The following is a 24,308-nucleotide window of genomic DNA, read 5'->3' as shown; positions in this document are numbered from 1 at the left end:
GGATGTTGGCGCTAATTCGGTCGCGTCAGCAATTCATTCTGTACCGAGAAGGGGTCTCCCTCTAAATCAGTACTGACTTGGGAGAGCGTCACCTACAAGTACGAAGCAGTATATCAGTCGGTAAAGCAAACAGATAAGGGACTCTATCCTTAATTTGCAGTATCTTCAATGGGTATCGCCCGGTCTGGAATCGCATATACGGGAGCGAAAACGTTCAGTCTCCTGGCCTCGTTTCTCGCAGTAATCTACTTTACTCGAACACTGGATCAGGCGACAGTCGTACTCGGGAAGTACTATATGTTCGAGACAGTGGTTTCATTTCTCACACTCATCGGAGGGGCTGGTCTTAGCGGGGCACTTACGAAACGAATGAGTGAGGGGGAGGAACGTAGCGCATACTTCAGTTCAGCAGTTTTAGGGTCTATTATGCTTTTGAGTGGGGCTTCAGCTGTGGTTCTGTTGTTCCGGTCTGACCTGGCCGAACTAATTGGTTTCAGTGAGCAGGTGCTCGTATTCATAGTTATATATCTGTGGGCTCGCCAAGGCCGATACGTTGCAGACGGTGTCTTACAAGGAGAAGGACGAGTCGGGTGGGCTGGCGTGATGGAGTTCATCGATATTGGCGTGCGTACCTCCGTTCAAGTTACTCTTATCGCCACTGGACACACTTTGTTTGGACTAATTATTGGGGCAGTTGTCGGAGCAAGTGGAGCAGCAATTGTCGCGTTCTGGATTAGTCACACAAGCCTTGGGAGCCCCTCCATTCGCCATCTTGAACATCTCGTATCGTTCGCGAAGTACGCTGTGATAAATTCCTTCGCGGGGAAGTTCTACGACAATATCGATCGACTCGTCATCTGGTTTGTGCTCGGGAGCAGTGCAGTGGGAATATACACGGTGGCATTCAGATTCGCTCTACCATTCATCGTATTTATAAACGGCATGACCGCCGCTTCGTTCCCGCAAATCAGTCGAAACATGGTTAAAGAGAATACGGATCGTGTTCGGACCATTCTCTCCGAGAGTATCGCCCTCTCAACCGTGTTCTCAATACCTGCAGCAGTTGCTATGTCATTTCTTGCATACCCAATTATTGTCACTTTATATACCCCAGAACTAGCTGCTGGAGCCTCTGTCGCACTTATTGCTGTAATCATAAAAATTCCCGAAGGATATCGGTGGATTCTGACTGCGACGGCAGATGGACTAGATCGCCCTGACTTATCCACCTATACAGGAATTATCCTCGTATTCACGAACGGAATTCTAGACCTTATTCTAGTTCCGACCTTCGGAATTATAGGAGCAGCAATCGCTAGCCTGGTCGCAATGTGTGCCAGCGTACTCTACATCGCCACCGTCCTATCGGATATCCTTGAGTTATCCGTGGAAAAGATTCCGCTACGTTCTATTCTCGATCAGTGTCTGGCGGCAAGTGGGATGGGAGCGTCCGTATGGATTCTCTACACCTCAATCGATATCGATAGTACTCTTTCGCTATTCGTCCTTATAGCGGCGGGAGCTTTGTGGTATTTCGTCATCCTCCTCACTATCAGTACTCCGATGCGTCGGCGATTAATCGGGATTGCCGGTGACATAGTCCCTATACGCCCATCGTGAAATCACCCGTTTAATCTATGTTAACTCTGAGGTTCTTCGAGGAGTTGTGCGTAGAGGCTCCGATAGTCAGCTGCTATTTCACGCCTCGAGAACTGCCCGGCAGTCTCTTGAGCACGGGTTCCAAGTGCATCAACGAACGAAGAACACGAACAAAGCTGACGAAGACGATCGGCCAGTGCATCCGCGTCACCAGGGGGGAAAAGCAATCCACTCTCACCGTCGTCGATAACTTCAGCTATTCCACCGACATCACTGCCGACGACTGGTGTTCCAAGAGCCATCGATTCGACAGTCACTCGACCGAACGGCTCCTCCCAGATGGACGGGAATATGGTCGCAGTTGCCCCCGCCATTACGCGATACACTTCTTCGGGTGGGACACGTCCACGGAACTCGACCCGCCCCTGTGCAACCTCGCCTGCAAGGGCCCTTAATGTCTCGCGCTCAGGTCCATCCCCGAACACGATAAGCTCTGCATCTGGGTACTCCTCGAGTCGACCGAGGGCTTGAATCGCCACATCTACTCCCTTCTGTGATGTAAGAGTGCTCGCCGTAACAAATCGTGGAGTATCGCTTTCATCCGGTGGCCCGTCAAATCCGACATCAATCGGATTGTAGATGACTTCGGTAGTCGGGGCGACCCCGGTAGACTCGTCGATTGTACGGCGAATATGATTGGAGATGAATACGTTACAGTCGAGTTGTTCGATAAGTCCCCGGTTGTGTTTGCGTTTTGCCAGCAGGTACTTCTCGATTGCTGGAGAGGCCAGTCCGTCCCAGTCTTGATGCTGAATACAAGCGTCAAGATCTTTCTCACATCCTCGACACTGACGGCCGTCGACCGTATAGATGCTAATCGGGCAAATTGGCCAGAAATCACGAATCGTAGCCGCAGTCGGTACGTCCGTATCCAAGTGGTTCAACGCAAACGTAGCTCGGCGGTGATGAGCGTGGAGAATATCCGCCGTTTCGAGATGTTTTCGTGCCTGTTTGGCGAGTCGACGAGATACGACGATATCAGAAGCATAATCGGGAAGTCCGTCGATAAGTCCTGAAACCTCAACTGGTATTACTTCAACACCCGGAAAGTCGAGTAGCTCGACACCGGGGACATCCGCCCCGATGACGGTAACAGCGTCCACATCCTTCCGGTCAGCTAGCCCTACAAGAATCTCTCGTGTGCTTATCTCTGCACCGCCGATATTACCGAGATGATCGGTGAGAGCGAGAACGTCCATCTATTTGACTTTACGAATGTAGGGGTTTATCCGTTCTGGAGGAATTGAGACGGGAGGAAGTTCCCGCACGAGTGTCAGAACCCCGGCGCCGAGATCGTCGTGCAGTAAATCTACCTGAGTTTGTCACTCCTGGTTTTCCGAGGATAGCCACAGAACAGTGACAACTGCGATTCAGACGTTGGAACGTATACCGGTAATTTCAAAATCTTCCGCGGTAATTTTCGTCTCATGGATATCGTTATCCCGACAATACGGGATCTTGACTTTCTCGACGAATGGCGATTCGCACTTGAGAACCACCATCTCATCATTGTACAAGACGGTGACCCATCTCGGGACATCGAAGTTCCAGCGGGATACGAATACGACCTCTACAACTGGAACGACATCGAGGAAGAACTCGGGGACGACCGCTGGATCATCTCCAAGCGGGACAGTGCGTGCCGGTGTTTCGGTTTCTTGATGGCAGAAAGCGAGTACGTATTCACGATTGACGACGATTGCTTCCCGGCGAAGAATCCTAGCGGTGAACGTGTCGATGCGCTTGCACAACACCTCGAGAACCTCGAAGAACCCGCTCATCCAGAGTTCTTCAACACCCTCTACGATCAAGAGTTCGTACGTGGGTATCCGTTCAGCCGTCGAGAAGGAGTTCCAACCGCGATATCGCACGGTTTGTGGCTCAACATCCCTGACTTCGACGCGCCCACCCAGATGGTGAAGCCGAATTGGCGAAACGAAAAATACGTCGACATCGTCCAGACGATCCCAGAAGGAACGCTGTTCCCGATGTGCGGGATGAATCTCGCATTCAACCGGGAACTGATCGGCCCCGCGATGTACTTCGGGCTCATGGGAGAAGGTTATCCATGGGGCCGATACGATGACATGTGGGCAGGCTGGTGTGCGAAGACGATTTGTGATCACCTCGGGTACGGCGTCAAAACTGGAAAGCCATACATCCGACACGAAAAGGCATCCCACTGGAAGAGCAACTTCGAGAAAGAGAAGGAAGGAATCGTCTGGCAAGAGGAAATCATCCCGTTCTTCGAGAGCGTTGAGTTCTCCGAGGACGCGGACACCACAGTCGCGTGTTATCGAGAGCTCGCAGACGCCGTCGAAAAGGAACTCACGGAACTAGACGATTACTTTGGAGAGATGGCCGAAGCAATGCGGATTTGGGCTGACAAATGGGAGGCACGACAATAGGGGATCGCTTCCATTCAGACCCTGCTTCTATACTAAGAGAAGGGTGAGCCACTCGAATAATCCTGTTCTTAATGTCGAAATCGGTACTTTCCAACCGGCGTGAACGGCAGAACTGAAGCGTCGCTCTGATTAAGAAATATATCCAGTCTGGAAGTGTGTTAGACCCCCAAACCAGACGGGATTCATTCGAGAGCAGACGTGAAAGAGTAGAGGCCGACATAATTGGACAGCCTCTATGGATGGAGAAGGCGTGCCTCTCAATTCCGATACCATCTGGCCAGTCGCCACACTGGCTAACGTCAATCAGTCGTCCGTCTGGGAGCTGACGTCCCAGACGGACGACAATCCTGAGACGATACTTTCATGGACTAGCTGAAGTCTACAGCTATCCACCGCCCGATCTTGGGGCGATTTCACTCAGGGAACATTTAATCAACCGCCCTCAAGCCAGACAATGTTCGGAGAGAAGTGAGTAGCGCGCTGTCCAGTGGTTTGTTCGCTTAACCGAAGATTGATGGAATCGAGTTGTTTCTCGTGGATTTCACTGTCTACTTGCTGCTGTTTGATAGATGCATCCGTAGTAATCAGACATCTCAACTAACTGCCTATGGGATTCTGACATCCGGTCTGCATGCCGGCCGGATCGTCGTTATCGTGTCGGGCGGTGCTCCCAGCTAGGACGAGGGGGTTTGCTCACAGTGCTCCTTCATGGCGCTGCGGCCACCAACCCTCTCCATGATTCTCTTTATCATGATTTCGGTCGCCGTGGCTCTTAGCGCCATATTTTACCCCTTTAGGGCTGTTTTCTATCTTTCAGAGAGTTTGTAACATATTCGGAAAGGGTGAAATAGCAGCGATACAAATTTTCTGGAGGCCAATGGAGGAACCACTTATCTCATTCGTAATTCCCGTACATAATAGCTCTGACTGTATTGGTGAATGTTTAGAAGCGATTTCGAATCAATCTTACTCGAATAAGGAAGTGATCATCGTAGACAATGGATCTGAGGATGAGACCACAGATATCGTGCGAGAAAAGTGCCCCTCTGCCAAACTGATTGAACTAGAAGAAAATAAAGGGCACTCGGAGGCAGCCAATATTGGATTCGAATCTGCCGAAGGCAAGTACATCGCGAAGCTCGACGACGATGGTATAATCGGAGTGGGTTGGCTTCGGACAGTTGTCGATCGTATTCAGACATCATCAGACGATATTGCAGCGATACAGCCGAAAGTTGTCGAATATAAATCGAATGGTGGCACTGTGGAGAAATTCACGGAAGGCGGAGAAATCCATGGGATGATAAGCTGCGGTGTATTATATGACCGCAAAAAATAAAAGAGGTCGGATATTATGACGAACGCTACTTTGTCTACTACGATGATGGGGAATTAGCACTCAATTTGATAAATCATGGCTATCGAATAATTGCAGAACCAGCGGCGACAACGCACCATAAGGCGTATTCTCCCGAACGAACCGACTCGGCCTTCAGGACTTTCTACGAGATCCGGAACCATATCTGGACAATCTGGAAGCATTATGACCGATACAATGCCATTATTCACTCACTGAACTTGATTCTCTTCGGCCACCGTCTCAAAGATGCAGTAAAGACGGGCAATTTGAGAGCGTATATTAAAGGTGTAATTGCCTCACTATCCGGGATAGACTATCTACTTTCAAACCACACCTCCGATGTCCGGATAGACCACTATCGTTCGGCGACACCGATGAATATCGTCATGCATCTCCTTGGAAAGTAGTCTCCAACAACAGTCATCCCCCGCTTGGTGTAACATTGGCCCGCTATACCGCTAAACAAAGATACTATACCAATCCAAGCAGATTTGGATTATATGTTCGTAACCCTCAAGCAGAAAGCTATCGACGACCTTTTCGGAAAGAAATCGGATCACGATATTTTGGTTTCCGTACGCACTATTACGTTCCTTTACTGGGCCGTTAACCGATTTGTGCAAAACTAATGGATCGAGACAAGCCCACAGTCTCATTCATTGTCCCGACCTACAACGGAGCAGATACAATTGAGGAAACTCTTGACAGCCTCCTGGCCCAAGAGTATCCTCATACCGAGATAATCGCAGTTGATGACGGGTCCACGGACGACACTGAGGAGATCCTCAATTCCTATACGGACGAGGGAGTTACTGTTCTCTCCCTGCTCGAAAACGAAGGGCACTCGTTGGCATCAAACCTTGCAATCGCCAACGCCGAGGGTGACGTACTCGGTCTGATGGACGACGATATCGAGATTGATCCAACTTGGACGCACGATCTCGTCGAAAAGATAGCCGAGTTGCCCGACGAGGTGGCCCTCATACAACCAAAGGTAATTGAGAAGGACACAGTATCGAAAGATAAGGCCGGGTATACCCAGGTAGTTCAGACCTGTGGAGTTTTAGCGAAGGCCGATGCAGTTCGCGAGGTGGGCGGCTTTGACGAGCGATATTTTGCGTGGGTGAACGATATGGAGCTAGCAGCAAACCTCATCAACCATGGCTATCGGATTTACTGCCATCCCGATGTCGAAGTCCGACACAAATCCGATAGCTGGAGTGGCGGATCCCTCTCCCCAATCAAGACCTTTCACTTCACGAAGAATTACGCTTGGTATTACTGGAAGCATTACGATCGCCAAAGTGCACTACTCCACACGATCCGACACTTTGTTCGGACGGCGAAATGGTCTATCGGTCAAGACACGTTTTCAAGCTATCTGAAAGGTGTGTTCTACTCAGCCATATTCTTCAAGACATATTTCGTTGACGAGCATGTTTCTGACTCGGAACTCGAATATCCTAAATCACCGTATAGCATTTTAAAGCAAATTTTCGAATGAAACACCACATGCCTATATAATAATTTCGTCACGTAGTGTTAAGATTAGTTGGCCCCATACAGGCGGTGTTCAGATAAGGATTGAAAGGTGAGGCGGGACGAGTTTCGGCTGGTTCATGGACGAAATCACCCGCCTCATCGGTGATAGCGACTGCTTCGAGTTAGAGTTTCTGGAGCGAGAAGCGACACCCGAGCCCGCGATGAAACTCGGTATCCACCTCCATCTGGCCGGATCATCACTTTCGGATACCGTCTCTATTCTCGATAGGTTGGGTGTCGACCACTGTCGCTCAACTGTTCACAACTGGGTGCAGAAAGCCGATCTACAGCCGACATCCGGAGCAGACCCGGATTACGTCGCCGTCGACGAGACCGTAATCCAACTCAACGACCAGCGCTACTGGCTGTACGCCGCCGTCGATCCCGCGACCAACCGCCTGCTGCACGTCCGGCTCTACCCGACGAGAACACAGGCACTCACTGAGATGTTCCTCGAAGAACTCCGCGAATAATATCTCGTCGACGACGCGATCTTTCTCGTCGACGGAGCGCCGTGGCTGCAGGCGGCTTGCCACCGCCACGGCCTCCGATTCCAGCATGAAACCCATGGGAATCGGAATAGCGTCGAACGTGTCTTCCGCGAAGTAAAACGACGAACCAACCAATTCTCAAACTGTTTCAGCCACGCCGAAGCAGACACCGTCGAAAATTGGCTTCGAGCGTTCGCCTTCGTATGGAATCAGCTAATCTGAACACTACACCCATACAAAAGTGAACAATTTTGGGCGCTCATCGGCGGTTTCTGCTTCGGCCTTGCTGAAACAGTTTGAGAAGCAGAGATTCGTGTTCTCTGTTTTATTTCTCTAAAGACAGGTTCAACACTAATCCGACTCCTTGGCGTTCGTATCTGAAACCGAGGCCGTGTTGAGAGCATGCGCCTTGGAAAATAGCATTTTGTCGGAAAGAACAGTCATTAAGATCGTGTTTCTTGAGTAGTTAGGCGAAGAACGCATGAGCAAAAGCGTCATTCCCAACCTATTCAAATCTGGTATGGAGTGAATCGTTTCACTCGAGGTTGACAGCAGCGATGTGATAGTTATACATGATAGAGTCGAATACCGACCTTCATCGACAGCAGCGCTGTTGCTTCTGGCCCCACAAAACATAATTCTATCCACTATTCTGACCGAAGTGTACTGAGAACCTCCGGTTGAGAGCGATACCATTCTATGGTATTGGCTAGTCCCTTATCTAATTCTGTATCCATTCTGATGTCTAGGGCGGCTTCTGTCTTCGACGTATCGGCTACGTATCGTTCTACGTCGCCTTTCCGATCGTTGGAGATCATCCAGGTGCTGTCGCTGTCCACAGCTGTGGTGATGGTTTCTGCGATATCGGATAATTGAACCCCTCTTCCGGATCCGATATTGAATATCTCCCCGTTTACGGCCTCGATGCGGTTGATAGCGGCACAAAACGCCTCACAAACATCGCCTACGTGAACGAAGTCTAATAATTTCCCTTCTCCATACACGGTTAAATCTTCACCTGCGTCTGCGAGTGCGATAAATATCGGAATCACTCGCGGGTTCAAATCACGAGGCCCATAGACGTTAGCGAGTCGGAGCGAGGTTACTGAAACATCGCGCGTATGTCTATATGCGTTCACAAAGGCCTCAGAACTGAGCTTACTTGCGGCATACCCATTAGGACTGTCAGGAGTTACTTCGTCTTCGGTCGGTTGAATCTCGGCACCGTAGACATCGCGACTTGATGCATTAATTACGGCTGCATCCATACGCTCCGCCTCATTGAGGACGTGCTGAGTCATTTTGACGTTCTCCAAGGCCAATGACGGGTCAGCTACTACCGGTTGAACCTGCGAGTGAGCAGCGAGGTGAACGATTACATCTAGGTCGGGTAGTTCTGGTTCGTTAGTGAGGTCTGCCTGGAAGGTATTGACTGATTCTGGAAGATCAAATTCTGGTGGGTCGATATCAACACCGTGAACCTCGTGGCCACGCCGAACCAGCTCCTGACAAAGATTACTCCCGATGAATCCGCTGCTTCCAGTAACGAGCACTCGTCCCATATCACGTGATAGTATAGGTACTGTAAATCAACTATGAAAGAGTCCAAGGCCGCCAGTAAATTGCCACCCGTTATCAGCTGTTCAACTGTTTTAGGTAGAGTTCTTCTAGTTGTTCGGCGACTACCTGTTTTGAATGGTTCTCTTCGACGAATTCACGACCGTTCCGCGCCATTTCGGTCCACGTCTCTGGAGTGGAGAGGAATCGGTCGAGTGCGTTTGTGAGCTTCTCTGGGTCGCTTTCGGGAACCAGAATCCCGGTTTCCCCATCGCGGACGATTTCTGGGATTCCTGCGTGATACGTTGAGAGAACAGGAACCCCAGCAGCTTGAGCCTCAAGTAAAACTGTCGGTGTTCCTTCTTTATCACCTTCTGAGCTCGTCTTGCTTGGGAGTATGAACAGGTGTGCGTCGTGCAGTAATTCGTTGATTCGTTCTTGCGTTACCCAGCCGAGCATCTCAACTGTCGTTTCGAGGCCACGTTCTTGGATCTCTGTCTCGAACGTATCGCGGAGAGGGCCCCCCCCGGCGATTGTCCACGTTATATCGTGAGTTCCGGCAACAGAATCGATCGCTTCGAGCGCGTCGTCCAATCCCTTTTTTTCAGTAAACCTAGCGACCGTGAGTATTCGAGTAGGCTCTGTTTTAGCAGGGTTGGTCGGGGAATAAGAAAATTGGTTGAGGTCAACTGGAAGCGGTTGGATAGTTGTTTTCTCGGCCGGACATCCTGATCCGACAACGTCCTCACGCATGTCTTCACTCAAAACCGTTACACAGTCTGTGACATTGAAGGTATGTTCATAAGTTTCTGGCCGTTCTGAGAGATCGACACTTGCGTCTTTGCCATAGAATGAAACAACGTATGGAGCATCGGTTTCATCAGGGAGAAAGTCCCATCGTTTCCCAACCTGTCCGAAGTGCGCATGATACACATCGAATCCCCCACAGTCAAATTTCTTGAATTGATAGAGAGTTGAGAGTCGAACTCCTCCTTCAACTCCTCGACGGAAAGAAGGGAGAACCTGAGAAATTGAGGCCGGATAGTTGACTATAAGTTGTCCGACTCTACTAAGTCCGTGGAAATAATTTTCAGGAGACGGGAAATAGGTTGTTCGTTCAAGGAGGTCGTACTCGTCGATTACTTCGTGTGTAACGTCTTCATCTGGTGATTCGAGTGCAAAAATCTGAACGGAATGCCCTCGTTCTAAAAGTCCAATAACTTGATTTATTATAAATGTCTCCGAAATTTTCGGAAAATAATTCGTGAGGAATGCAATTTCCATATTATGAGATATAATTACGCGGCGGGTATTGAAACTATCCATCCGCTATATCCAGAAAGTAATCGCGGACGGGAAAGTGAAAACCCTAATCGAAAGAATATGCGAGATACAGAAAGCCTTTACCCCCTCTCTCACTCATTTAATTGAGATGAAGGCTGTCATTCCGGCCGCTGGACAGGGAACCCGCCTCTATCCCCAGACTCACACGAAGCCGAAGGCGATGGTTCGGATCGCTGGGAAGCCGATTCTCGGCCACATTCTCTCCAGCCTCACGGAAACTCGAGTCGACAAAGTTGTCATCGTCGTCGGCGGTCCGATGCAGGATCAGATTGTCGAGTACGCTGAGGAGTCGTTCGGCGACGAGTTCACGTTTCAGTTCGTCGAACAGGAGAGTGCGGAGGGACTCGGTCATAGCATCTACCAGACTGAGGAAGCCGTCCGTGGCGAACCCGCACTCATCGCGCTCGGTGATATGCTGTTCGAGAACGGGTACGGGACGTTCCTCGACGCGCACGATTCGCTCAATGATCCGGACGCGAGCGTCGGCGTGAAGACCGTCGACGAACCTCAGCACTACGGCGTCGCTGAACTCGCGGAAGAAAGTCGAGTCGAGCGCCTCGTCGAGAAGCCGAACAATCCTCAGTCGAACTACGCGATTAGTGGCGTGTACATCGTGGAGAACACGAACCTCCTGTTCGACACGCTCAATCACCTGGTCGAGAACAACATTCGCGGGGCTGGCAATGAGTACCAGCTCACAGACGCGCTCCAGCGAATGATTGAGTCCGACGCCCGCATCGACGTCTTCGAGGTCGAGGACTGGTACGACTGCGGGCGGCCCGAGACGCTTCTCGAAGCGAACCGCGTCCTCCTGTCGAAGGGCGAGACGAACGGCGCGGACTCGGTCGATAACGCAGTCGTCGTTCCGCCAGTCGACTTCGGAGATAACGTCGTCGTCGAAGAAGGAATCGTCGGACCGAACGTGAGTGTCGACGATAACGCTCGTATTACGGACAGCATCGTACGCAACAGCATCGTCGGCGAGAACGCCACCCTGGAGAGCGTGAACCTCGAAGGCAGCATCGTCGGCGACGGCGCGACCGTCCGAAGCGAGGCGAACCACCTGAACGTCGGGGACAACAGCACCATCGAACTGTGAAATCGAAACCCCACGCAGTCGTCACAGGTGGCGCGGGATTCGTCGGTAGTCACCTCGTCGACTCTCTTCTCGACGACGGATTCCAGGTCACGTCCCTCGACAACTTCGGAAGCGGCCGTCCAACCAACCTCGCCCATATCGAGTCAGAACGGTTCGCCTCCATTGAACACGATGTCCGCGAACCGTTTCCCGACCTCGGAGACGTGGATTACGTCTTTCACTTTGCGTCCCGTGCGAGCCCGAAGGACTTCGAATCGCACGCCGTCGAAATCGCGTTGACGAACAGTGAAGGAACGCACAACGCACTCCGGTACGCTCGCGACAACGACGCTCGCGCGATCCTAGCGTCAACGAGCGAGATCTATGGCGACCCGGAGGTTCATCCTCAGCACGAGGAGTACAACGGAAACGTGAACGTACGCGGCCCGCGAGCACCCTACGACGAGAGTAAGCGGTTCTCGGAAGCGCTCGCAGTTGCTTTCCAGCAGCAGTACGACGTCGATATCCGAACCGTCCGCATCTTCAATACGTACGGGCCGCGGATGCGTCCCGACGACGGCCGCGTCATCCCGAACTTCCTCTCACAGGCGTTACGGGGAGAAGGTCTCACAGTGTACGGTGACGGAACGCAGACGCGGAGTTTCTGTTACGTGAGCGACCTGATCCGAGGTATCCGAGCGTTCGCCGACGCGCCACCCGAAGTCGCTGCAGGAGACGTTATCAACCTCGGAAGCACGGACGAAATCAAGATTCGAACACTCGCAAAAACTATCCTCGATGTTCTGGACGCCGATTCCGATATCGTTCATCAGAACCTCCCGGAGGACGACCCACAGGTCCGCCAACCGGACATCACTCGCGCAAAGCAACTACTCGGATGGGAACCGACAGTCTCTCTCGAAGCTGGCCTCGAACGAACGATTCCCCACTTCGCGGACGAACTCGACACGACCGTCGACAGCAGCCAGTAGCCGAGAAAACGAGCAAGCGAACGGTGTCTCGCGAGCGGGAGACCAACTCGACTGGGAACCGGAGGTAGACTTCGACGACGGTATCGAACGGTTCGTCGACTGGTACGAAAATCGGTAGCCCGGACGTTTCTTATACACCTCCCGTTTACGAAGGGGTATGGACATCTCCGTCATCGGCAGTGGATACGTCGGCACTACTATCGCTGCGTGTTTCGCTGATATCGGTCATGAGGTCGTGAACGTCGACATCGATGAGTCCATTGTCGAGACGATTAACTCCGGGGAGGCGCCGATTCACGAGGACGGCCTCCCCGAGCTGGTGCGCGAGCACACGCAGGAGACCGGTCGTCTTCGCGCGACCACCGAGTACGAGGCCGTGCTCGACACGGACGTTACGTTCCTCTGTCTCCCGACTCCACAGCACGACGACGGAAGTATCGATCTCTCGATCATGAAATCTGGGGCCGAGCAACTCGGCGACACGCTCGCGGAGAAGAACGATTGGCATACGGTCGTCGTGAAGAGTACAGTCGTGCCGCGTTCGACGGAGGACATCATCACCGCAGTACTAGAAGGCGCTTCAGGAAAAACCGCAGGCGAAGACTTCGGTGTCGGCATGAACCCCGAGTTCCTCCGGGAGGGGACTGCGGTTCACGACTTCCTCGATCCGGACAAGGTCGTGCTCGGAGCGGACGACGAGCGTGCACTCGCCGACATGCACGATGTCTTTGACCCACTCGTCGAGCGAACTGGTGCACCAGTGGTCGAGACAGACACGAAGACGGCGGAGATGATTAAGTACGCGAACAACGGCTTCCTCGCCGCGAAAGTTTCGCTCATCAACGACATCGGAAACATCTGCAAGGAGTTCGATATCGACGCGTACGAGGTCGCGGACGCCATGGGGTTGGACGACCGGATCGGCGAGCAGTTCCTCCGGAGCGGCCTGGGCTGGGGCGGGAGCTGCTTCCCGAAAGACACGAACGCCATCATCGCTGCGGCCCGTAACCAGGACTACGACCCCGCAGTGCTCGAAGCCGCCGTTGAAGTGAACGACCGACAGCCCGAGCGCCTCCTTTCCCTGCTTGACGACCACATCGATGTCTCCGGAAATCGCGTCGCAGTGTTGGGACTGGCGTTCAAACCCGGCACAGACGACGTTCGGAACTCGCGTGCAATTCCCGTCATCGAGGGACTCCAAGAACGCGGGGCGACTGTAGCCGCCTACGACCCGGTTGCGACCGAGAACATGCGTGAACACCTCCCAGATATCGAGTACGAAGACTCCGCCGAAGCCGCTCTCACCGACGCCTCTGCCTGCCTCGTCTGTACCGACTGGGACGAATTCGAAGCTCTCGACGAAGAGTTCGACACGATGACCCAGCAAATCGTCGTGGATGGCCGCCGCTGTATCGCACCCCGAGACGGAATGACATATGACGGATTAACCTGGTAGTCGGCCCCGCCAGCGGTCTAGTTGCAAGCCCTCTTGACTACCGCTCTGTCCAAGCCCCCTTGACTACCGCTCTGCATCACTCCTTGGTATCGGCAGTACATATTCGTCCTGTAGCCATTTGCGCCCCGTTTCAGAGAGCTGGTAGATACCGCGTTCCTCGTCGTAGTACTCGACTAGCCCACGCTCACGATGCGTAATTAAGTGTTCTCGAATACGTGTCCGCGTCTAGTCAGTGTTCGGCGATCATTCGCGGAGAGCGGACAAGGTCGTCGTTACCCGGGTTCTGGAGTCGTTCGAGAATATCGCTGTCCATGGGCGTCATTCACGATGTGCGCTCCGGGGGCGGTGGCGTGTCGGTGAGTCGGGGGGCGACTCGTACAGCAGATATTCGAGCGCGGTACTGAGAACCACGACTGACGTTCGTCGAGCGGTGGGCCATCACGCATTTCCCTTCCTGGGCACATATCCAACTGACGCGTCGGTTACTGCAAGGGAGAGTCGTCGTGTAGTGAGTGTTCGATTGTCGTTTTCGACCAACTATGAGTGTTAGACAAGCGATAGACGGTGCGTCAATTCCCTCGGTCTCGGAGTTCTTCGAACGGTATGGACTCGCGCTCGTAATGGTCGCGAGCTATTTCGGGTCGGGGTCAGTATTCATCGCAAGTTCCGCCGGAGTCAGGTTCGGCTACGCACTACTGTGGGCTGTCGTCGGTGCGGTGCTCCTCGGCTTCGTGGCACAGGACATGAGCGCCCGACTCGGTATTCACGGTGACTCATTGGGCGCGTTCGCCCGGGAGAAACTCGGGTCGACGCTCGCGACCGTCGTGATGGTCTTGCTCTCAATCGGCTGTGTCGCCTGGACGCTCGAACTCACTGCCGCTGTCGGGAAGGGCATCGTCGTCCTCCTCGACCTACAGGCGATCGGGTGGATGCCATTCGCCTATCTGACTGGACTCCTCGCCATTGTGATCGGCGTCCTCAGTTACGACGCCGTCGAGAAGATCATGGTCGCGATGATGTTCGCGCTCCTGCTCACGTACGTCGTCGTCGCCGGGGCGAGTAGTCCGGATCTCACCGCCGTCGTCGCCGGGTTCGCCCCGACAGGGCTATCGCCGAGCTCGATGGCGCTCACCGTGAGCATCCTCGGGACGACCGCACTCTGGCCGAACTTCTTCCTCGAGTCGCGACTCGTCGAGGAGAAGGGCTGGACCGACCGCTCGGACATCCCGACGATGCGCCGCGACCTCGCGATCGGCTACACCATCGGTGGTATCACGACCATCGCGATCGTCATTGCCGCCGCAGCGGTCCTCCGCCCGGCGGGCTACGAACAACTCGAGACGTTCCTCACGCCCGGGAAAGCGCTCGCGTCCGTCCTCGGTGAGTGGGCGATGGTCGTCTTCCTCGCCGGGACGCTCGCAGCCGCGTTCAACAGCATCATCCCGATCATGTGGGCGCCCGCCTACATGATCCCCGAGGCCGTCGGCGGTGAGGTCGCTGACAGCACCCGCGTGTTCAAGGCGATCTACGTCGGCGGCGTCGCGCTCGGCAGCCTCTCGCCGCTCGTCCATCAGTACCTCGGGCTCAGCGTCATCGACATGATCATCCTCTTCCCGGCGTACAACGGCGTCGTCGGCCTGCCCATCACCGCCGTCCTCCTGTTCTGGGCGGTCAACGACAGCGACATGATGGGCGCGTACACGAACGGCTGGAAGCTGAACGTCATCAACAGCGCGCTCATCCTCCTCGCCATCTACTCGGCGTGGAGTGCCGGCCAGTTCGTCATCAACGCCATCTTCACGGGCGGGCTCTGAGTCGAGTGATCGCTGGCATCCCCACGGCGACGCTCGCCGTCCTCGTCGTGCTCTCGCTGCTCGCCGGCGTCGGCATCACCGCCGTCGGTCCGGGTGGAATCTTCATCACCATCGCGCTCGTCGCGCTGACCGACCTCCCACCGGCGGTCGTTGTCGGCACGGCCAGCGCCACGTTTGTCGCGACGGGCCTCGTCGGCGCCGAGAGCTATCGGCGCTCCGGCGAGCTCGGTTCGCGGGACGGCAAGCGGATGGCGCTCGCGTTGAGCCTCACTGGGCTCGCAGGTGCACTCGTCGGTGTCCGGCTGAACGCGCTCATCGACGAATCGACGTTCAGCGTCCTGCTCGGTGTGTTCGTCTCCCTGACCGGCGTCCTCGTCTTCTACCGAACCCGCTACGGAACGTCCGAGAGCAACTTCGACGTGATGACGCCCCGCGGCACGCTCGGCGTCGCCGGTATCGGGGCGTTCGTCGGCATTTCGGGCGGGCTCCTCGGCGTCGGGGGTCCAGTCCTCGCCGTTCCGCTGTTGGTGGCTATCGGCGTCCCACTGCTGATCGCAGTCGGCGTCGCACAAGTCCAGTCAGTGTTTGTCGCCGCATTCGCGACGGCCGGCTACCTCGCCCAGGATGCAGTCTCGTGGCCGCTCGCCATCGCGATTGGGATCCCCGAACTCGTCGGCGTCGTCGCCGGCTGGAAGATCGCTCAATCCATCGATGCCGAAACACTCACCCGCGTACTCGCGATGCTCTTACTCGTCGTCGGGCCATATATCGCACTCCGGTGACATCGCACTTCGGTGACGTCCGTTCGCGTGAACCGTACTCGACTTCGAGGGCTGCGTGAACCGCCTCGGGGTCAAGCCCCGAGGCTTCCCGATCTCGAGACGCATCTCGTGACGTGCTGGATCGCCCTCGGCCACCTGATAGGACTCGGACGGCTGTCGACCCCTGATCCCGCCGTCGAGGAATCCGTGCTGGACGTCACTGCGCTGGCAGTGTGGGGGGCGACGCGTATGTGCGGTGCGCGATCTGCGGCGGAGGGTCGGAGAGTGGATTTCGTCTGTCCTCGGGTGGCTGTGTCGGGGCGGTGCGTGGGGTTGCTAGGCGCCGGTACGGCGCGAATCCCGTCGTCTACGGCGAGGGGCTGTGCGGGCTGACCGGAGGGCGAGCGCGAGAGGAGTCGGGAACAGAACAGATAGGGGGGTCGAGGGAGAGAGGGCGTTTCGTTTGTCTTGGGACTGGAGTGGGTCTGGGTCGGTGGGTGTGTCGACGCGTGAAGACACTCGAATCAGACGAAAGAAGGTTTTAAGTATATCGTTCGTGTTGGAGTGGATAGACGATGGGTGGGCCGTTCAGCGACATCGAACAGACGATCTTCGAGGAGAAGAAAGTACTCGCGGAGAGCTACCAGCCGAGTGAAATCCTCGAACGGGACGAGGAGATCGACGAGTACCGGTTCGCCCTCCAGGACGTCCTGTTCGGGCGGAACCCCCAGAACATCATGCTGTACGGGAAAGCCGGACTGGGGAAGACAGCCGTCACGACCTACATGATGGACGCGCTCCGAGCGGAGGTCGCGACGCGGCCGGAAGCCGACGAACTTCACGTCCACGAGTGCAACTGCAACGGGAAGACGGTGTACACGGTCGTTCGCGGCCTCGTGAACGATCTCCTCCCCGACAGCGCGAGTGACTTCCCGAAGCGCGGACTCGGCGTGGGAGACGCGTTCGAAGAGCTGTACGCCCAGCTCGACCGGCTCGGCGGCACCCACCTGGTCGTGTTCGACGAAATCGACCACCTCGACGATGTCGACACGCTCCTCTACGAGTTCCCGCGCGCGAAGTCGAACGGCCACATCACCGACTCGAAGATCGGCGTCATCGGCATCAGCAACAACTACACGTTCCGGCAGTCGCTCTCCCCGAAAGTCAAGGACACCCTGATGGAGGCGGAGATATCGTTCAGTCCCTACGACGCGTCCGAGCTCCGCACCATCCTCCGAGACCGTGCAGACCGCGCGTTCGTCGAGGACGGCTGTGCGGATTCGGCGATCGCGAAGGCCGCAGCCATCGCGGCGAAAGACCGAGGGAACGCCCGGCAGGCCATCGACCTCCTCCGCGTGGGCGCGGAGGTCGCGGAGAAAAACGGTGACACCCAGGTGACCGACGCCCACATCACGGACGCTCAGGAGCTCGTGCAGCGCGGCCGGCTGAGCAACCGCATCCGCGATCAGACCCAGCACGCACAGTACATCCTCGAAACGCTCGCGTACCTCGACCGGGAGGGCGAGACGCCCGCGCGTTCGAAGACGATCAAGACCCGTTACGAGCAGGTCGCTCAGTCCCACGCGTCTGACCCGTTGACGACGTTGAAGAGTATTCAGAACCACCTCGCAGACCTCCACATGCTCGGGTTCTTCCGGCGGAACGGCCAGAACCACGGCGAACGCGGCGGCCGCTACTACGAGTACGACCTCGACCTCGACGCAGACATCATCCTCGATGTCCGCGACGACATCGAAACCGAACACGCACCTTGACATCCTCCCCGCCCTGAAGGGCGAAGATTCCCGCGTTGGGATATTGTGGTTTACGACGTGACCTGTTCTTGAGGCGCGAATGCGCCAGTGTCCTTGTCAAACAGGAACGTCGATGGCTGTGCCAACCAGCCGTTACTCCTATCCTCTGGACGAGGACTCGGAGATACTTTCTGTCGAATGTTCTCAGCACCGTTCACATCAGCGTTCGCCACCGTACCACACTCGTCACAGACGTACAACCCGCGCTCAACACGGTTCGCCTTTCGCTTCCGACCACAACACGAACACGACTTCGATGTATCGCACTCAGACACTTCATTGACCGCGATTCCTGCCATCTCGGCCTTGTATTCGAGCAGGTCGGTGAAGCGGTCGAACGCCCACGAGTGCAGGTCAAGATTGCCATGCTTGCCCCAGTTCTTCGACTCGCCGTTCTCCTCCTTATCACGGATGCCAGAGAGGTCGCCAACCAAAATCGTTCCAACACCCTCCTCAACACATCGCTGGACGATGTGCTTGGAGAGCGTGTGGAAGTAGTGGGTGCGCCGTCGAGACTTCTTCTGATTTAACCGCGTGGCTTGCTCGGAATCGGAGTTGTCACAGCGAGCAATCCGCTTGCTGAAGAAGTAGTCGTCTTGCTTCAGACAGTTCAGCGGGTACAGCTCGCCGTAGCCGTCTTCGTAGGCGAGGGCGGCGAAGTTGTTGATGCCGAGGTCAACACCAACCGTCTTCTGACCGGGTGCCTCTGACACTTCGATTTCGACTTTGCACACGAAGTGTAGTTCCCACTCGCTTCCCGTCCAAACTGCCCGCGCCTGCTGGACGCTCTCCACGGTGGAGAGGTCAACGTCAGGGCGGGTCTGGTACTCGCAGAGGATGAAGTCCGACCAGTAGTCCTTGAGGTTCGAGCCTTTGGAGAGTCGGACGCGGTTGTACTGGGTGTCGAGTTTGAAGCCATCGGCTTTGAACGTGACCGTACTTCGTGGGTGGTCGTCGCCGTGTTTGCGGTAGCCGGGCGGGTTCGCTCGTGTGTCTCCGTTGCGTTGTTTGCCGTACCAGCCTTTGAACGCCTCAGCGAGTTCTTGCAGGACTCGCTGACTTGACTGCGAATGCAGGTCATCGTAGCGTTCGTGATTCTTGAGGTACGCGGTGAGTTCGTTGTGACCGGGAATATGGCCGACTTCGCCCCACACTCGGTCACAAGTCCACCGTCCGACGTTCCAGAGTTTTGAAGCGGCGAACCCGAGCGAATCGAGGTCGTCTTGCACCTGTGGCTGGTTCCGGATGGAAGCAGTGTAGGTGCGAGTGACGACCTGTTCCGCCATACGTAACCTATGTAGGTATAGTTACTTGAAGGCGTGGATTGGAGCGTGGAATATCCTGCCGTGCCATCGAACGGTGGCTGGTGTCGGGGTTGTCGGATTCATCCCCGCGCTAAAGCACGGGGCTTTCTCCTCGCACTTCCGTAGCCCCCCGGACACACGAAACGTACTCTCCCTCCCCGGACACCACCCCAACAAAACTCTCACCTCCACGTAGAATCATTTCCAACAGAACGCTCGCCTCACCCCGAGCTCGCGTACTGCGGGACACACGAAACGTACTCTCTCTCCCATCTCGCCCGTCCGGTCAACCGTCCGACGTGCCCTGGAGAACACAATTCTTATTCGCGGAGTCCGAATACCGGGTAGCGTGACGGTTGGTTTGGTCCTCCCTGCGTACGAGCCGGACACCGGAAAACTCCGGTCGTACGTGGACGCCCTCCTCGATGTCCTCCAGCCCGCTGTGGTCCGCATCGAACTGGACGCGCCCGGCGGCTCCAGCCTGTCGTTTCCCGGCCGCGACGCCGTCGAGGTGAACGTCGTCGGGGAGCGCCGGGGAAAGGGCCTCGCGATCACGCAGGGGTTCGAGTCCGTGGACACGGACGTGCTCGCGTTCGCGGACGCGGACGGCAGCACGCCCGCCGACTCCATCACGGACGTAGTCGGGGCGCTCGACGACGCGGATCTGGCGGCCGGGTCTCGCCGCCATCCCGAATCCCGGATTCAGACCCATCAGAGCGTGCTCCGGCGGAAGCTCGGTGACGCGTTCGCGTGGGGCAGCCGCGCCCTCCTCCCCGTCTCGCTCTCGGACTACCAGTGCGGGGCGAAAGCACTCACACAGGAAGCCTGGCAGGCAGTCCGCGACTACCTCTACGAACCCGGGTTCGCGTGGGACGTGGAGCTCGTGACGGTCGCGGACGCCCGCGGCCTCCAACTCACGGAGGTGCCGGTGGCGTGGGAGGACGACCCGCGTTCGACCGTGAACACCCGGGAGACGGTGCAAGAGCTGGCGCGGACAGTGTTCTCGCTCCGCCGGCGCTATCCGAGTATCGCGGACGGAACCGAACACCGCTCTCGAACGCGGTTGGTGGAGCGATGACGCTCACCGAAGACATCCAAGCGCTGGTTCGTGGCGTGCGCGCGGGCCAGTTCCTCTCCGTCGGCATCGTGGGCGCGCTCTTCGACACGCTCGTCCTGACGCTCGTCGTCGAAGGCACCGGGATTGCGCCGTTCTGGGCGAAGTTCGTGAGCGCGGAAGCCGCCATCGTGTTGATGTTCGTCGTGAACGACCGCTGGACGTTCTCCGGGGAGGCGGGCGGCGGGCTGGTTCCGACGGGGAAGCGGTTCGCGCGCTCGAACGTCGTGCGCGCCGGCGGCGTCGCGGTCGCGCTGTCCGTGCTCTACGTGCTCAACGGCCAGTTCGGCGTCTGGTACGCGCTCGCGAACGTCATCGGCATCGGCGTCGGGTTCGTCGTGAACTACGTCGCGGAAAGCCTGTTTACCTGGCGCGTCCACGTCGAGTAGTCAGTCGTCGTCAGCGGTGTACGCGCCGCTACGGCGCTTGGTTCGGGCGACAAGGAGTACCTGCTCGTCGCGGCGGAACGCGACGGAACGTCGAAACTCACCGATCCGAACCTTCCGATACGGACTGTTCTGTAGCGGTTCGCCGTAGTCCGGCGTGTCACGCCGTGCTCGTCGACGATCGCGTCCAGTTTCTCCAGAATTCGATCCGGTTCGGCCGGCGAGAGAGCGTCGAGTTCGTCGCGGTCGAACGTCGGGAACTCGACGGCGTCGCGGAGCGTGTACCGAATGAACTCGCTCCGGCTGTTGAACCCGCGTCCCTGCCACGTCTCGTCGATTTCGTCGAGAAACGTCTGTGTCGTCTTGAAGTTCACCGTGACGATATCCGTGTCCTCGTCCCCGTTCGTAGCTGCGTCAGACATACTGTAGTAATACATATGTGTTACTATGGTGGTTTTGTCGCGTCGAACCGGACGGCGATGCGTTGAAGCGGGCGGCCGCTAAGTTCCTACGTATGCCGGAGCCGTTCACGCACGAGATCGACGTGCAGTTCCGCGACCTCGACACCCGGAGTCACGTGAATCACGTGGTGTACGCGTCCTACTTCGAGCACGCGAAGGAACGCCTCTACGAGGAAGTGCTCGGTGTGTCGCTTGCGGACTCCCCGACGGTGGTTCGGTCGCTGAACGTCGAGTACCGGGACTCGATTCCGCCGGACAGTACGGTGACCGCCGAGCTCTCCCCGATTTCGGTGGGGAAGAGCAGTCTCACCATCGACTACGAACTCCGCGTCGAGGGCGACGTGGTGGCGACCGGGCAGACGGTCTCGGTCTACTTGAACGAGGACGGTCGGCCGACGGCGATTCCGGACGACTGGCGGGACGCCCTCGCCGACTACGAGTAGAACGGCAATCCTTTTCCACGCGCCACCGAGAGTACGGATAGATGTACGGGGACGTGTGCGTGCTCATCCCGACCTTGAACGAGGCCGAGACCATCGGGAGCGTCATCGACGGCCTGCGCGAGGAAGGCCTGGAGAACGTCCTCGTCGTGGACGGTCACTCGACGGACGAAACGCGCGAGATAGCGCGAGAGCACGGCGCGGACGTCTTCGAGCAGTCCGGCTCCGGGAAGGGCCAGGCAGTCCGGGAGGCCGTGCGGCACGTCGACGCCGCCTACGTCCTCATGTTGGACGGTGACGGCACGTACCGTACCGAGGACGCCCCGAAAGTGCTGGAGCCGGTGGTGTCGGGGGACGCAGACCACGTGGTCGGCGACCGGTTCGCGAACATGGAGTCGGGCGCGATGACGCGGCTCAACAGGGTCGGGAACTCCCTCATCAATCGGGCGTTCGCCCGCATCCACGGCCACGACTACGCGGACATCCTCTCCGGCTACCGCGCGTTCACCCGGACGTCGTTCGAGAAGATGAGTCTCACCGCGGACGGGTTCGGTATCGAGACGGAGATGGCGGTCGAGTGCGCGCGCCACAACCAGACGGTTCGCGTCGTAGACATCACGTACAAGCCGCGGCCCGAGGATTCGGAGACGAACCTCAACCCCGTGACGGACGGCGCGCGCATCATCTACACGCTCTACCGGCTCGCGAAGACGAACAACCCCCTCTTCTACTTCGGGAGCGTCGGCGGCGGCGCGCTCCTCCTCAGCGTCGCGCTCGGCGCCTACGTCGCCTACGAGTGGTTCGCGAAGGGCGTCTCCCACAACGTCATCGCCGTCGCCGCCGGCGTCGCATTACTGTTCGGCGTGCAACTCCTCATGTTCGGCGTGCTCTCCGACCTCTTCGTCACGCTCCACCGCGAACAACTCCATCGCATCGAACAGGTCCGCGAGCGCTCAGAGGAGTGATTTCAGGCTGTTTGCCATCACTCGCGGAATGTTCCGCCGGGCTGTGCGGTAGGCGTCGTCGAGCGCGCTCGCCGCGCCGGTGAGGACGCCGGGGCCGTGCCCCGAGAGGATGCGCGCGGGTTCGAGTCCCCGCAAGGAGTTCGGCGGGAACGCGCGCAGCATGGGATGGACGCCGATGCGCTCGTCGCCGGCCGTGAAGTACGCGGTGTCTCCGACGGCGTCCGCGACGACGAGCGTCTCCCCGTCGTATAACGCGGCCTCCCGCCAGCCCGGCACGTCCACCGCCCGCAACACCTCGAACCCCGTGTCTTCGAGTTCGTCGGAGAACGGCGTGCTCGGCCCGGAGAGTTCGGGCGTGACGAAGCTCGGAACGTAGACGGGCGCGTCGTGCCGCTCGCCGAACGCGTCCGCGTCCCGGGCGTGCCGGTCGCTCAACACGACGACGCCTGCGACCTCCTCCCCGAACTCCGCGACGAGATCGTCCACGTCGGGCGCGTCCACGGGGTCGATAACCCACGCGTCGCCGTCGATCTCGAGGACGTGGCTCGCACGCTGCATCGCCTCGTCCGGATGCGCGATCCAGCCGACACCGCCGTCGAACCGGTCTATCTCGCGGTACTCGTCCGCCGGCCCGTCAGCACGGATAACCATACAGGGGGTTCGCGCGCATCCCGGATACGTCTTCGTCCCGCCACGGGGGTTTAGGTCGTCGCGCGCGACGCCATCGATATGGATCTGAGCGACCACGAGTACGCGCGCGTCCACGTCCCCGACATCGAGAGCGCGCCGAACCCGACCCGGGAGAAGAAGGAAGTCGACGAGGCCGTCGGCGCGTCCGCGTTCGGCTTCAACGTCTACACCGCCGACCCCGGCGAACGCCTGCCGTGGGGCTACCACCGCCACCCAGACCACGAGGAGCTGTTCTACGTCCTCGCGGGGGAACTCCGCGTCGACACCGCGAACGGCACCCAGCACCTGCACGCGGAGGACGCCTTCTTCGTCCCCGAGAACGCGCCCGTCTCGGCGGAAGCCGTCGGTGAGACCGCGGCGCGCGTCGTCGCCGTCGGCGCGCCGAAGGACGCTGACGATGCGATAATCGAAGAGGAGTGTCCCGCGTGCGGCGAGGTCACGGGGCGAACGCACGAAGTCGAGGGCGACGAGTACGTGCTGTTCTGCGAGGCGTGTGGCGCGGAAGTCACGCGCTTCGACTAATCGGCTGTCTCCGTCGTCTGGAACGACCCCGGTTTCCGGATGTGGCCGCCGAGCACGCCGAGCGCGTGCAGCGCGTACGGGGGACGCGACGAACGCGAGGGAGTCCCCACGATCCGTGTCCTCGTAGTAGGAGAGGCCGACGGCGATACG

20 protein-coding genes and 2 pseudogenes are annotated in these 24,308 nt (G+C 57.3%); 16 read left to right on the top strand and 6 right to left on the bottom strand.

What is annotated here, in order from left to right:
- Positions 1-168 precede the first annotated feature (168 nt).
- Positions 169-1,620 carry an oligosaccharide flippase family protein gene (locus FQU85_RS09030; RefSeq protein ID WP_145847083.1) on the top strand — a complete coding sequence of 484 codons (1,452 nt, stop codon included), beginning with the start codon at positions 169-171 and terminating at the stop codon, positions 1,618-1,620.
- Positions 1,621-1,640: 20 nt separating this feature from the next.
- On the opposite strand, the gene FQU85_RS09025 is transcribed toward FQU85_RS09030, so the two are convergent.
- Positions 1,641-2,858 (bottom strand): glycosyltransferase, encoded by a 1,218-nt coding sequence (locus FQU85_RS09025; protein ID WP_145847081.1) that lies wholly within the window; start codon positions 2,856-2,858, stop codon positions 1,641-1,643.
- A gap of 228 nt (positions 2,859-3,086) precedes the next feature.
- On the opposite strand from FQU85_RS09025, the gene FQU85_RS09020 reads away from it, so the two are divergent.
- The 4 genes and pseudogenes from FQU85_RS09020 (at position 3,087) to FQU85_RS09005 (ending at position 7,682) form a co-directional block, all read left to right on the top strand.
- Complete coding sequence (locus FQU85_RS09020; protein WP_145847078.1) at positions 3,087-4,067, top strand: hypothetical protein; 981 nt, start codon at positions 3,087-3,089, stop codon at positions 4,065-4,067.
- 877 nt (positions 4,068-4,944) lie between these two features.
- Positions 4,945-5,406 (top strand): glycosyltransferase family 2 protein, encoded by a 462-nt coding sequence (locus FQU85_RS09015; RefSeq protein ID WP_145847076.1) that lies wholly within the window; start codon positions 4,945-4,947, stop codon positions 5,404-5,406.
- 649 nt (positions 5,407-6,055) lie between these two features.
- The gene (locus FQU85_RS09010) at positions 6,056-6,931 is read left to right on the top strand and encodes a glycosyltransferase family 2 protein (protein WP_145847073.1); all 876 of its coding nucleotides are present in this window, start codon (positions 6,056-6,058) and stop codon (positions 6,929-6,931) included.
- Between the two features lie 115 nt (positions 6,932-7,046).
- Positions 7,047-7,682 (top strand): annotated as a pseudogene (locus FQU85_RS09005) (IS6 family transposase).
- Positions 7,683-8,107: 425 nt separating this feature from the next.
- Here FQU85_RS09005 and FQU85_RS09000 read toward each other — a convergent pair.
- Together FQU85_RS09000 and FQU85_RS08995 are read right to left on the bottom strand one after the other, a co-directional pair.
- Positions 8,108-9,022 carry an NAD(P)-dependent oxidoreductase gene (locus FQU85_RS09000; RefSeq protein ID WP_145847071.1) on the bottom strand — a complete coding sequence of 305 codons (915 nt, stop codon included), beginning with the start codon at positions 9,020-9,022 and terminating at the stop codon, positions 8,108-8,110.
- Between the two features lie 73 nt (positions 9,023-9,095).
- Complete coding sequence (locus FQU85_RS08995; protein WP_168219964.1) at positions 9,096-10,301, bottom strand: glycosyltransferase; 1,206 nt, start codon at positions 10,299-10,301, stop codon at positions 9,096-9,098.
- A 148-nt stretch (positions 10,302-10,449) separates the two neighbouring features.
- Between FQU85_RS08995 and FQU85_RS08990 the strand changes: the two genes are divergently transcribed.
- From FQU85_RS08990 to FQU85_RS08960, 6 genes are all read left to right on the top strand, one after another.
- A complete protein-coding gene (locus tag FQU85_RS08990; protein ID WP_145847066.1) occupies positions 10,450-11,460 on the top strand; it encodes a sugar phosphate nucleotidyltransferase in 1,011 nt (336 codons plus the stop codon).
- Positions 11,457-12,431, top strand: coding sequence for an NAD-dependent epimerase/dehydratase family protein (locus tag FQU85_RS08985; protein ID WP_145847065.1), 975 nt, complete (start codon positions 11,457-11,459; stop codon positions 12,429-12,431). Before FQU85_RS08990 ends, FQU85_RS08985 begins: the two co-directional genes overlap by 4 nt.
- A 157-nt stretch (positions 12,432-12,588) precedes the next feature.
- Positions 12,589-13,887, top strand: a complete 1,299-nt coding sequence (aglM, locus tag FQU85_RS08980; RefSeq protein WP_145847063.1) for a UDP-glucose 6-dehydrogenase AglM — start codon at positions 12,589-12,591, stop codon at positions 13,885-13,887.
- A gap of 539 nt (positions 13,888-14,426) precedes the next feature.
- The gene (locus tag FQU85_RS08970) at positions 14,427-15,701 is read left to right on the top strand and encodes an NRAMP family divalent metal transporter (RefSeq protein WP_145847060.1); all 1,275 of its coding nucleotides are present in this window, start codon (positions 14,427-14,429) and stop codon (positions 15,699-15,701) included.
- Positions 15,702-15,706: 5 nt separating this feature from the next.
- Positions 15,707-16,483 carry a sulfite exporter TauE/SafE family protein gene (locus tag FQU85_RS08965; RefSeq protein WP_240792412.1) on the top strand — a complete coding sequence of 259 codons (777 nt, stop codon included), beginning with the start codon at positions 15,707-15,709 and terminating at the stop codon, positions 16,481-16,483.
- A gap of 554 nt (positions 16,484-17,037) precedes the next feature.
- Positions 17,038-18,237 carry an orc1/cdc6 family replication initiation protein gene (locus FQU85_RS08960; RefSeq protein ID WP_145847058.1) on the top strand — a complete coding sequence of 400 codons (1,200 nt, stop codon included), beginning with the start codon at positions 17,038-17,040 and terminating at the stop codon, positions 18,235-18,237.
- 50 nt (positions 18,238-18,287) lie between these two features.
- Here FQU85_RS08960 and FQU85_RS08955 read toward each other — a convergent pair whose 3' ends face one another.
- Positions 18,288-19,562 carry an RNA-guided endonuclease TnpB family protein gene (locus tag FQU85_RS08955; RefSeq protein ID WP_145847056.1) on the bottom strand — a complete coding sequence of 425 codons (1,275 nt, stop codon included), beginning with the start codon at positions 19,560-19,562 and terminating at the stop codon, positions 18,288-18,290.
- Between the two features lie 367 nt (positions 19,563-19,929).
- On the opposite strand from FQU85_RS08955, the gene FQU85_RS08950 reads away from it, so the two are divergent.
- A complete protein-coding gene (locus tag FQU85_RS08950) occupies positions 19,930-20,658 on the top strand; it encodes a glycosyltransferase (protein ID WP_206022031.1) in 729 nt (242 codons plus the stop codon).
- Positions 20,655-21,083 (top strand): GtrA family protein, encoded by a 429-nt coding sequence (locus tag FQU85_RS08945; RefSeq protein ID WP_145847053.1) that lies wholly within the window; start codon positions 20,655-20,657, stop codon positions 21,081-21,083. Before FQU85_RS08950 ends, FQU85_RS08945 begins: the two co-directional genes overlap by 4 nt.
- A gap of 203 nt (positions 21,084-21,286) precedes the next feature.
- On the opposite strand, the pseudogene FQU85_RS13805 reads toward FQU85_RS08945, so the two are convergent.
- Positions 21,287-21,502, bottom strand: a pseudogene (locus FQU85_RS13805) (ribbon-helix-helix domain-containing protein); the annotation flags it as partial.
- 92 nt (positions 21,503-21,594) lie between these two features.
- On the opposite strand from FQU85_RS13805, the gene FQU85_RS08935 reads away from it, so the two are divergent.
- Positions 21,595-21,984, top strand: coding sequence for a thioesterase family protein (locus tag FQU85_RS08935; RefSeq protein ID WP_145847051.1), 390 nt, complete (start codon positions 21,595-21,597; stop codon positions 21,982-21,984).
- A 41-nt stretch (positions 21,985-22,025) separates the two neighbouring features.
- A complete protein-coding gene (gene aglJ, locus FQU85_RS08930) occupies positions 22,026-22,946 on the top strand; it encodes an S-layer glycoprotein N-glycosyltransferase AglJ (RefSeq protein WP_145847049.1) in 921 nt (306 codons plus the stop codon).
- Here the strand turns inward: aglJ and FQU85_RS08925 are convergent.
- On the bottom strand, positions 22,935-23,597 hold the full coding sequence (locus tag FQU85_RS08925) for a hypothetical protein (protein WP_145847047.1): 663 nt from the start codon (positions 23,595-23,597) through the stop codon (positions 22,935-22,937). The genes aglJ and FQU85_RS08925 overlap by 12 nt on opposite strands.
- 78 nt (positions 23,598-23,675) lie before the next feature.
- Here FQU85_RS08925 and FQU85_RS08920 point away from each other — a divergent pair, with 78 nt between their 5' ends.
- Positions 23,676-24,158, top strand: a complete 483-nt coding sequence (locus tag FQU85_RS08920) for a cupin domain-containing protein (protein WP_145847045.1) — start codon at positions 23,676-23,678, stop codon at positions 24,156-24,158.
- The last annotated feature ends 150 nt before the right edge of the window (positions 24,159-24,308 follow it).

It is taken from the genome of Salarchaeum sp. JOR-1, from assembly GCF_007833275.1.
In the GTDB taxonomy this organism is placed as follows: domain Archaea; phylum Halobacteriota; class Halobacteria; order Halobacteriales; family Halobacteriaceae; genus Salarchaeum.
This window is presented reverse-complemented; position numbering and strand designations above follow the sequence as displayed.

Bases quoted from the DNA above. Each gene is read 5' to 3' on its own strand.
- FQU85_RS09030 (WP_145847083.1), top strand. From the start codon at position 169: ATGGGTATCGCCCGGTCTGGAATCGCATATACGGGAGCGAAAACGTTC.
- FQU85_RS09025 (WP_145847081.1), bottom strand. From the start codon at position 2,858: ATGGACGTTCTCGCTCTCACCGATCATCTCGGTAATATCGGCGGTGCA.
- FQU85_RS09020 (WP_145847078.1), top strand. From the start codon at position 3,087: ATGGATATCGTTATCCCGACAATACGGGATCTTGACTTTCTCGACGAA.
- FQU85_RS09015 (WP_145847076.1), top strand. From the start codon at position 4,945: ATGGAGGAACCACTTATCTCATTCGTAATTCCCGTACATAATAGCTCT.
- FQU85_RS09010 (WP_145847073.1), top strand. From the start codon at position 6,056: ATGGATCGAGACAAGCCCACAGTCTCATTCATTGTCCCGACCTACAAC.
- FQU85_RS09000 (WP_145847071.1), bottom strand. From the start codon at position 9,022: ATGGGACGAGTGCTCGTTACTGGAAGCAGCGGATTCATCGGGAGTAAT.
- FQU85_RS08995 (WP_168219964.1), bottom strand. From the start codon at position 10,301: ATGGAAATTGCATTCCTCACGAATTATTTTCCGAAAATTTCGGAGACA.
- FQU85_RS08990 (WP_145847066.1), top strand. From the start codon at position 10,450: ATGAAGGCTGTCATTCCGGCCGCTGGACAGGGAACCCGCCTCTATCCC.
- aglM (WP_145847063.1), top strand. From the start codon at position 12,589: ATGGACATCTCCGTCATCGGCAGTGGATACGTCGGCACTACTATCGCT.
- FQU85_RS08970 (WP_145847060.1), top strand. From the start codon at position 14,427: ATGAGTGTTAGACAAGCGATAGACGGTGCGTCAATTCCCTCGGTCTCG.
- FQU85_RS08960 (WP_145847058.1), top strand. From the start codon at position 17,038: ATGGGTGGGCCGTTCAGCGACATCGAACAGACGATCTTCGAGGAGAAG.
- FQU85_RS08955 (WP_145847056.1), bottom strand. From the start codon at position 19,562: ATGGCGGAACAGGTCGTCACTCGCACCTACACTGCTTCCATCCGGAAC.
- FQU85_RS08945 (WP_145847053.1), top strand. From the start codon at position 20,655: ATGACGCTCACCGAAGACATCCAAGCGCTGGTTCGTGGCGTGCGCGCG.
- FQU85_RS08935 (WP_145847051.1), top strand. From the start codon at position 21,595: ATGCCGGAGCCGTTCACGCACGAGATCGACGTGCAGTTCCGCGACCTC.
- aglJ (WP_145847049.1), top strand. From the start codon at position 22,026: ATGTACGGGGACGTGTGCGTGCTCATCCCGACCTTGAACGAGGCCGAG.
- FQU85_RS08925 (WP_145847047.1), bottom strand. From the start codon at position 23,597: ATGGTTATCCGTGCTGACGGGCCGGCGGACGAGTACCGCGAGATAGAC.
- FQU85_RS08920 (WP_145847045.1), top strand. From the start codon at position 23,676: ATGGATCTGAGCGACCACGAGTACGCGCGCGTCCACGTCCCCGACATC.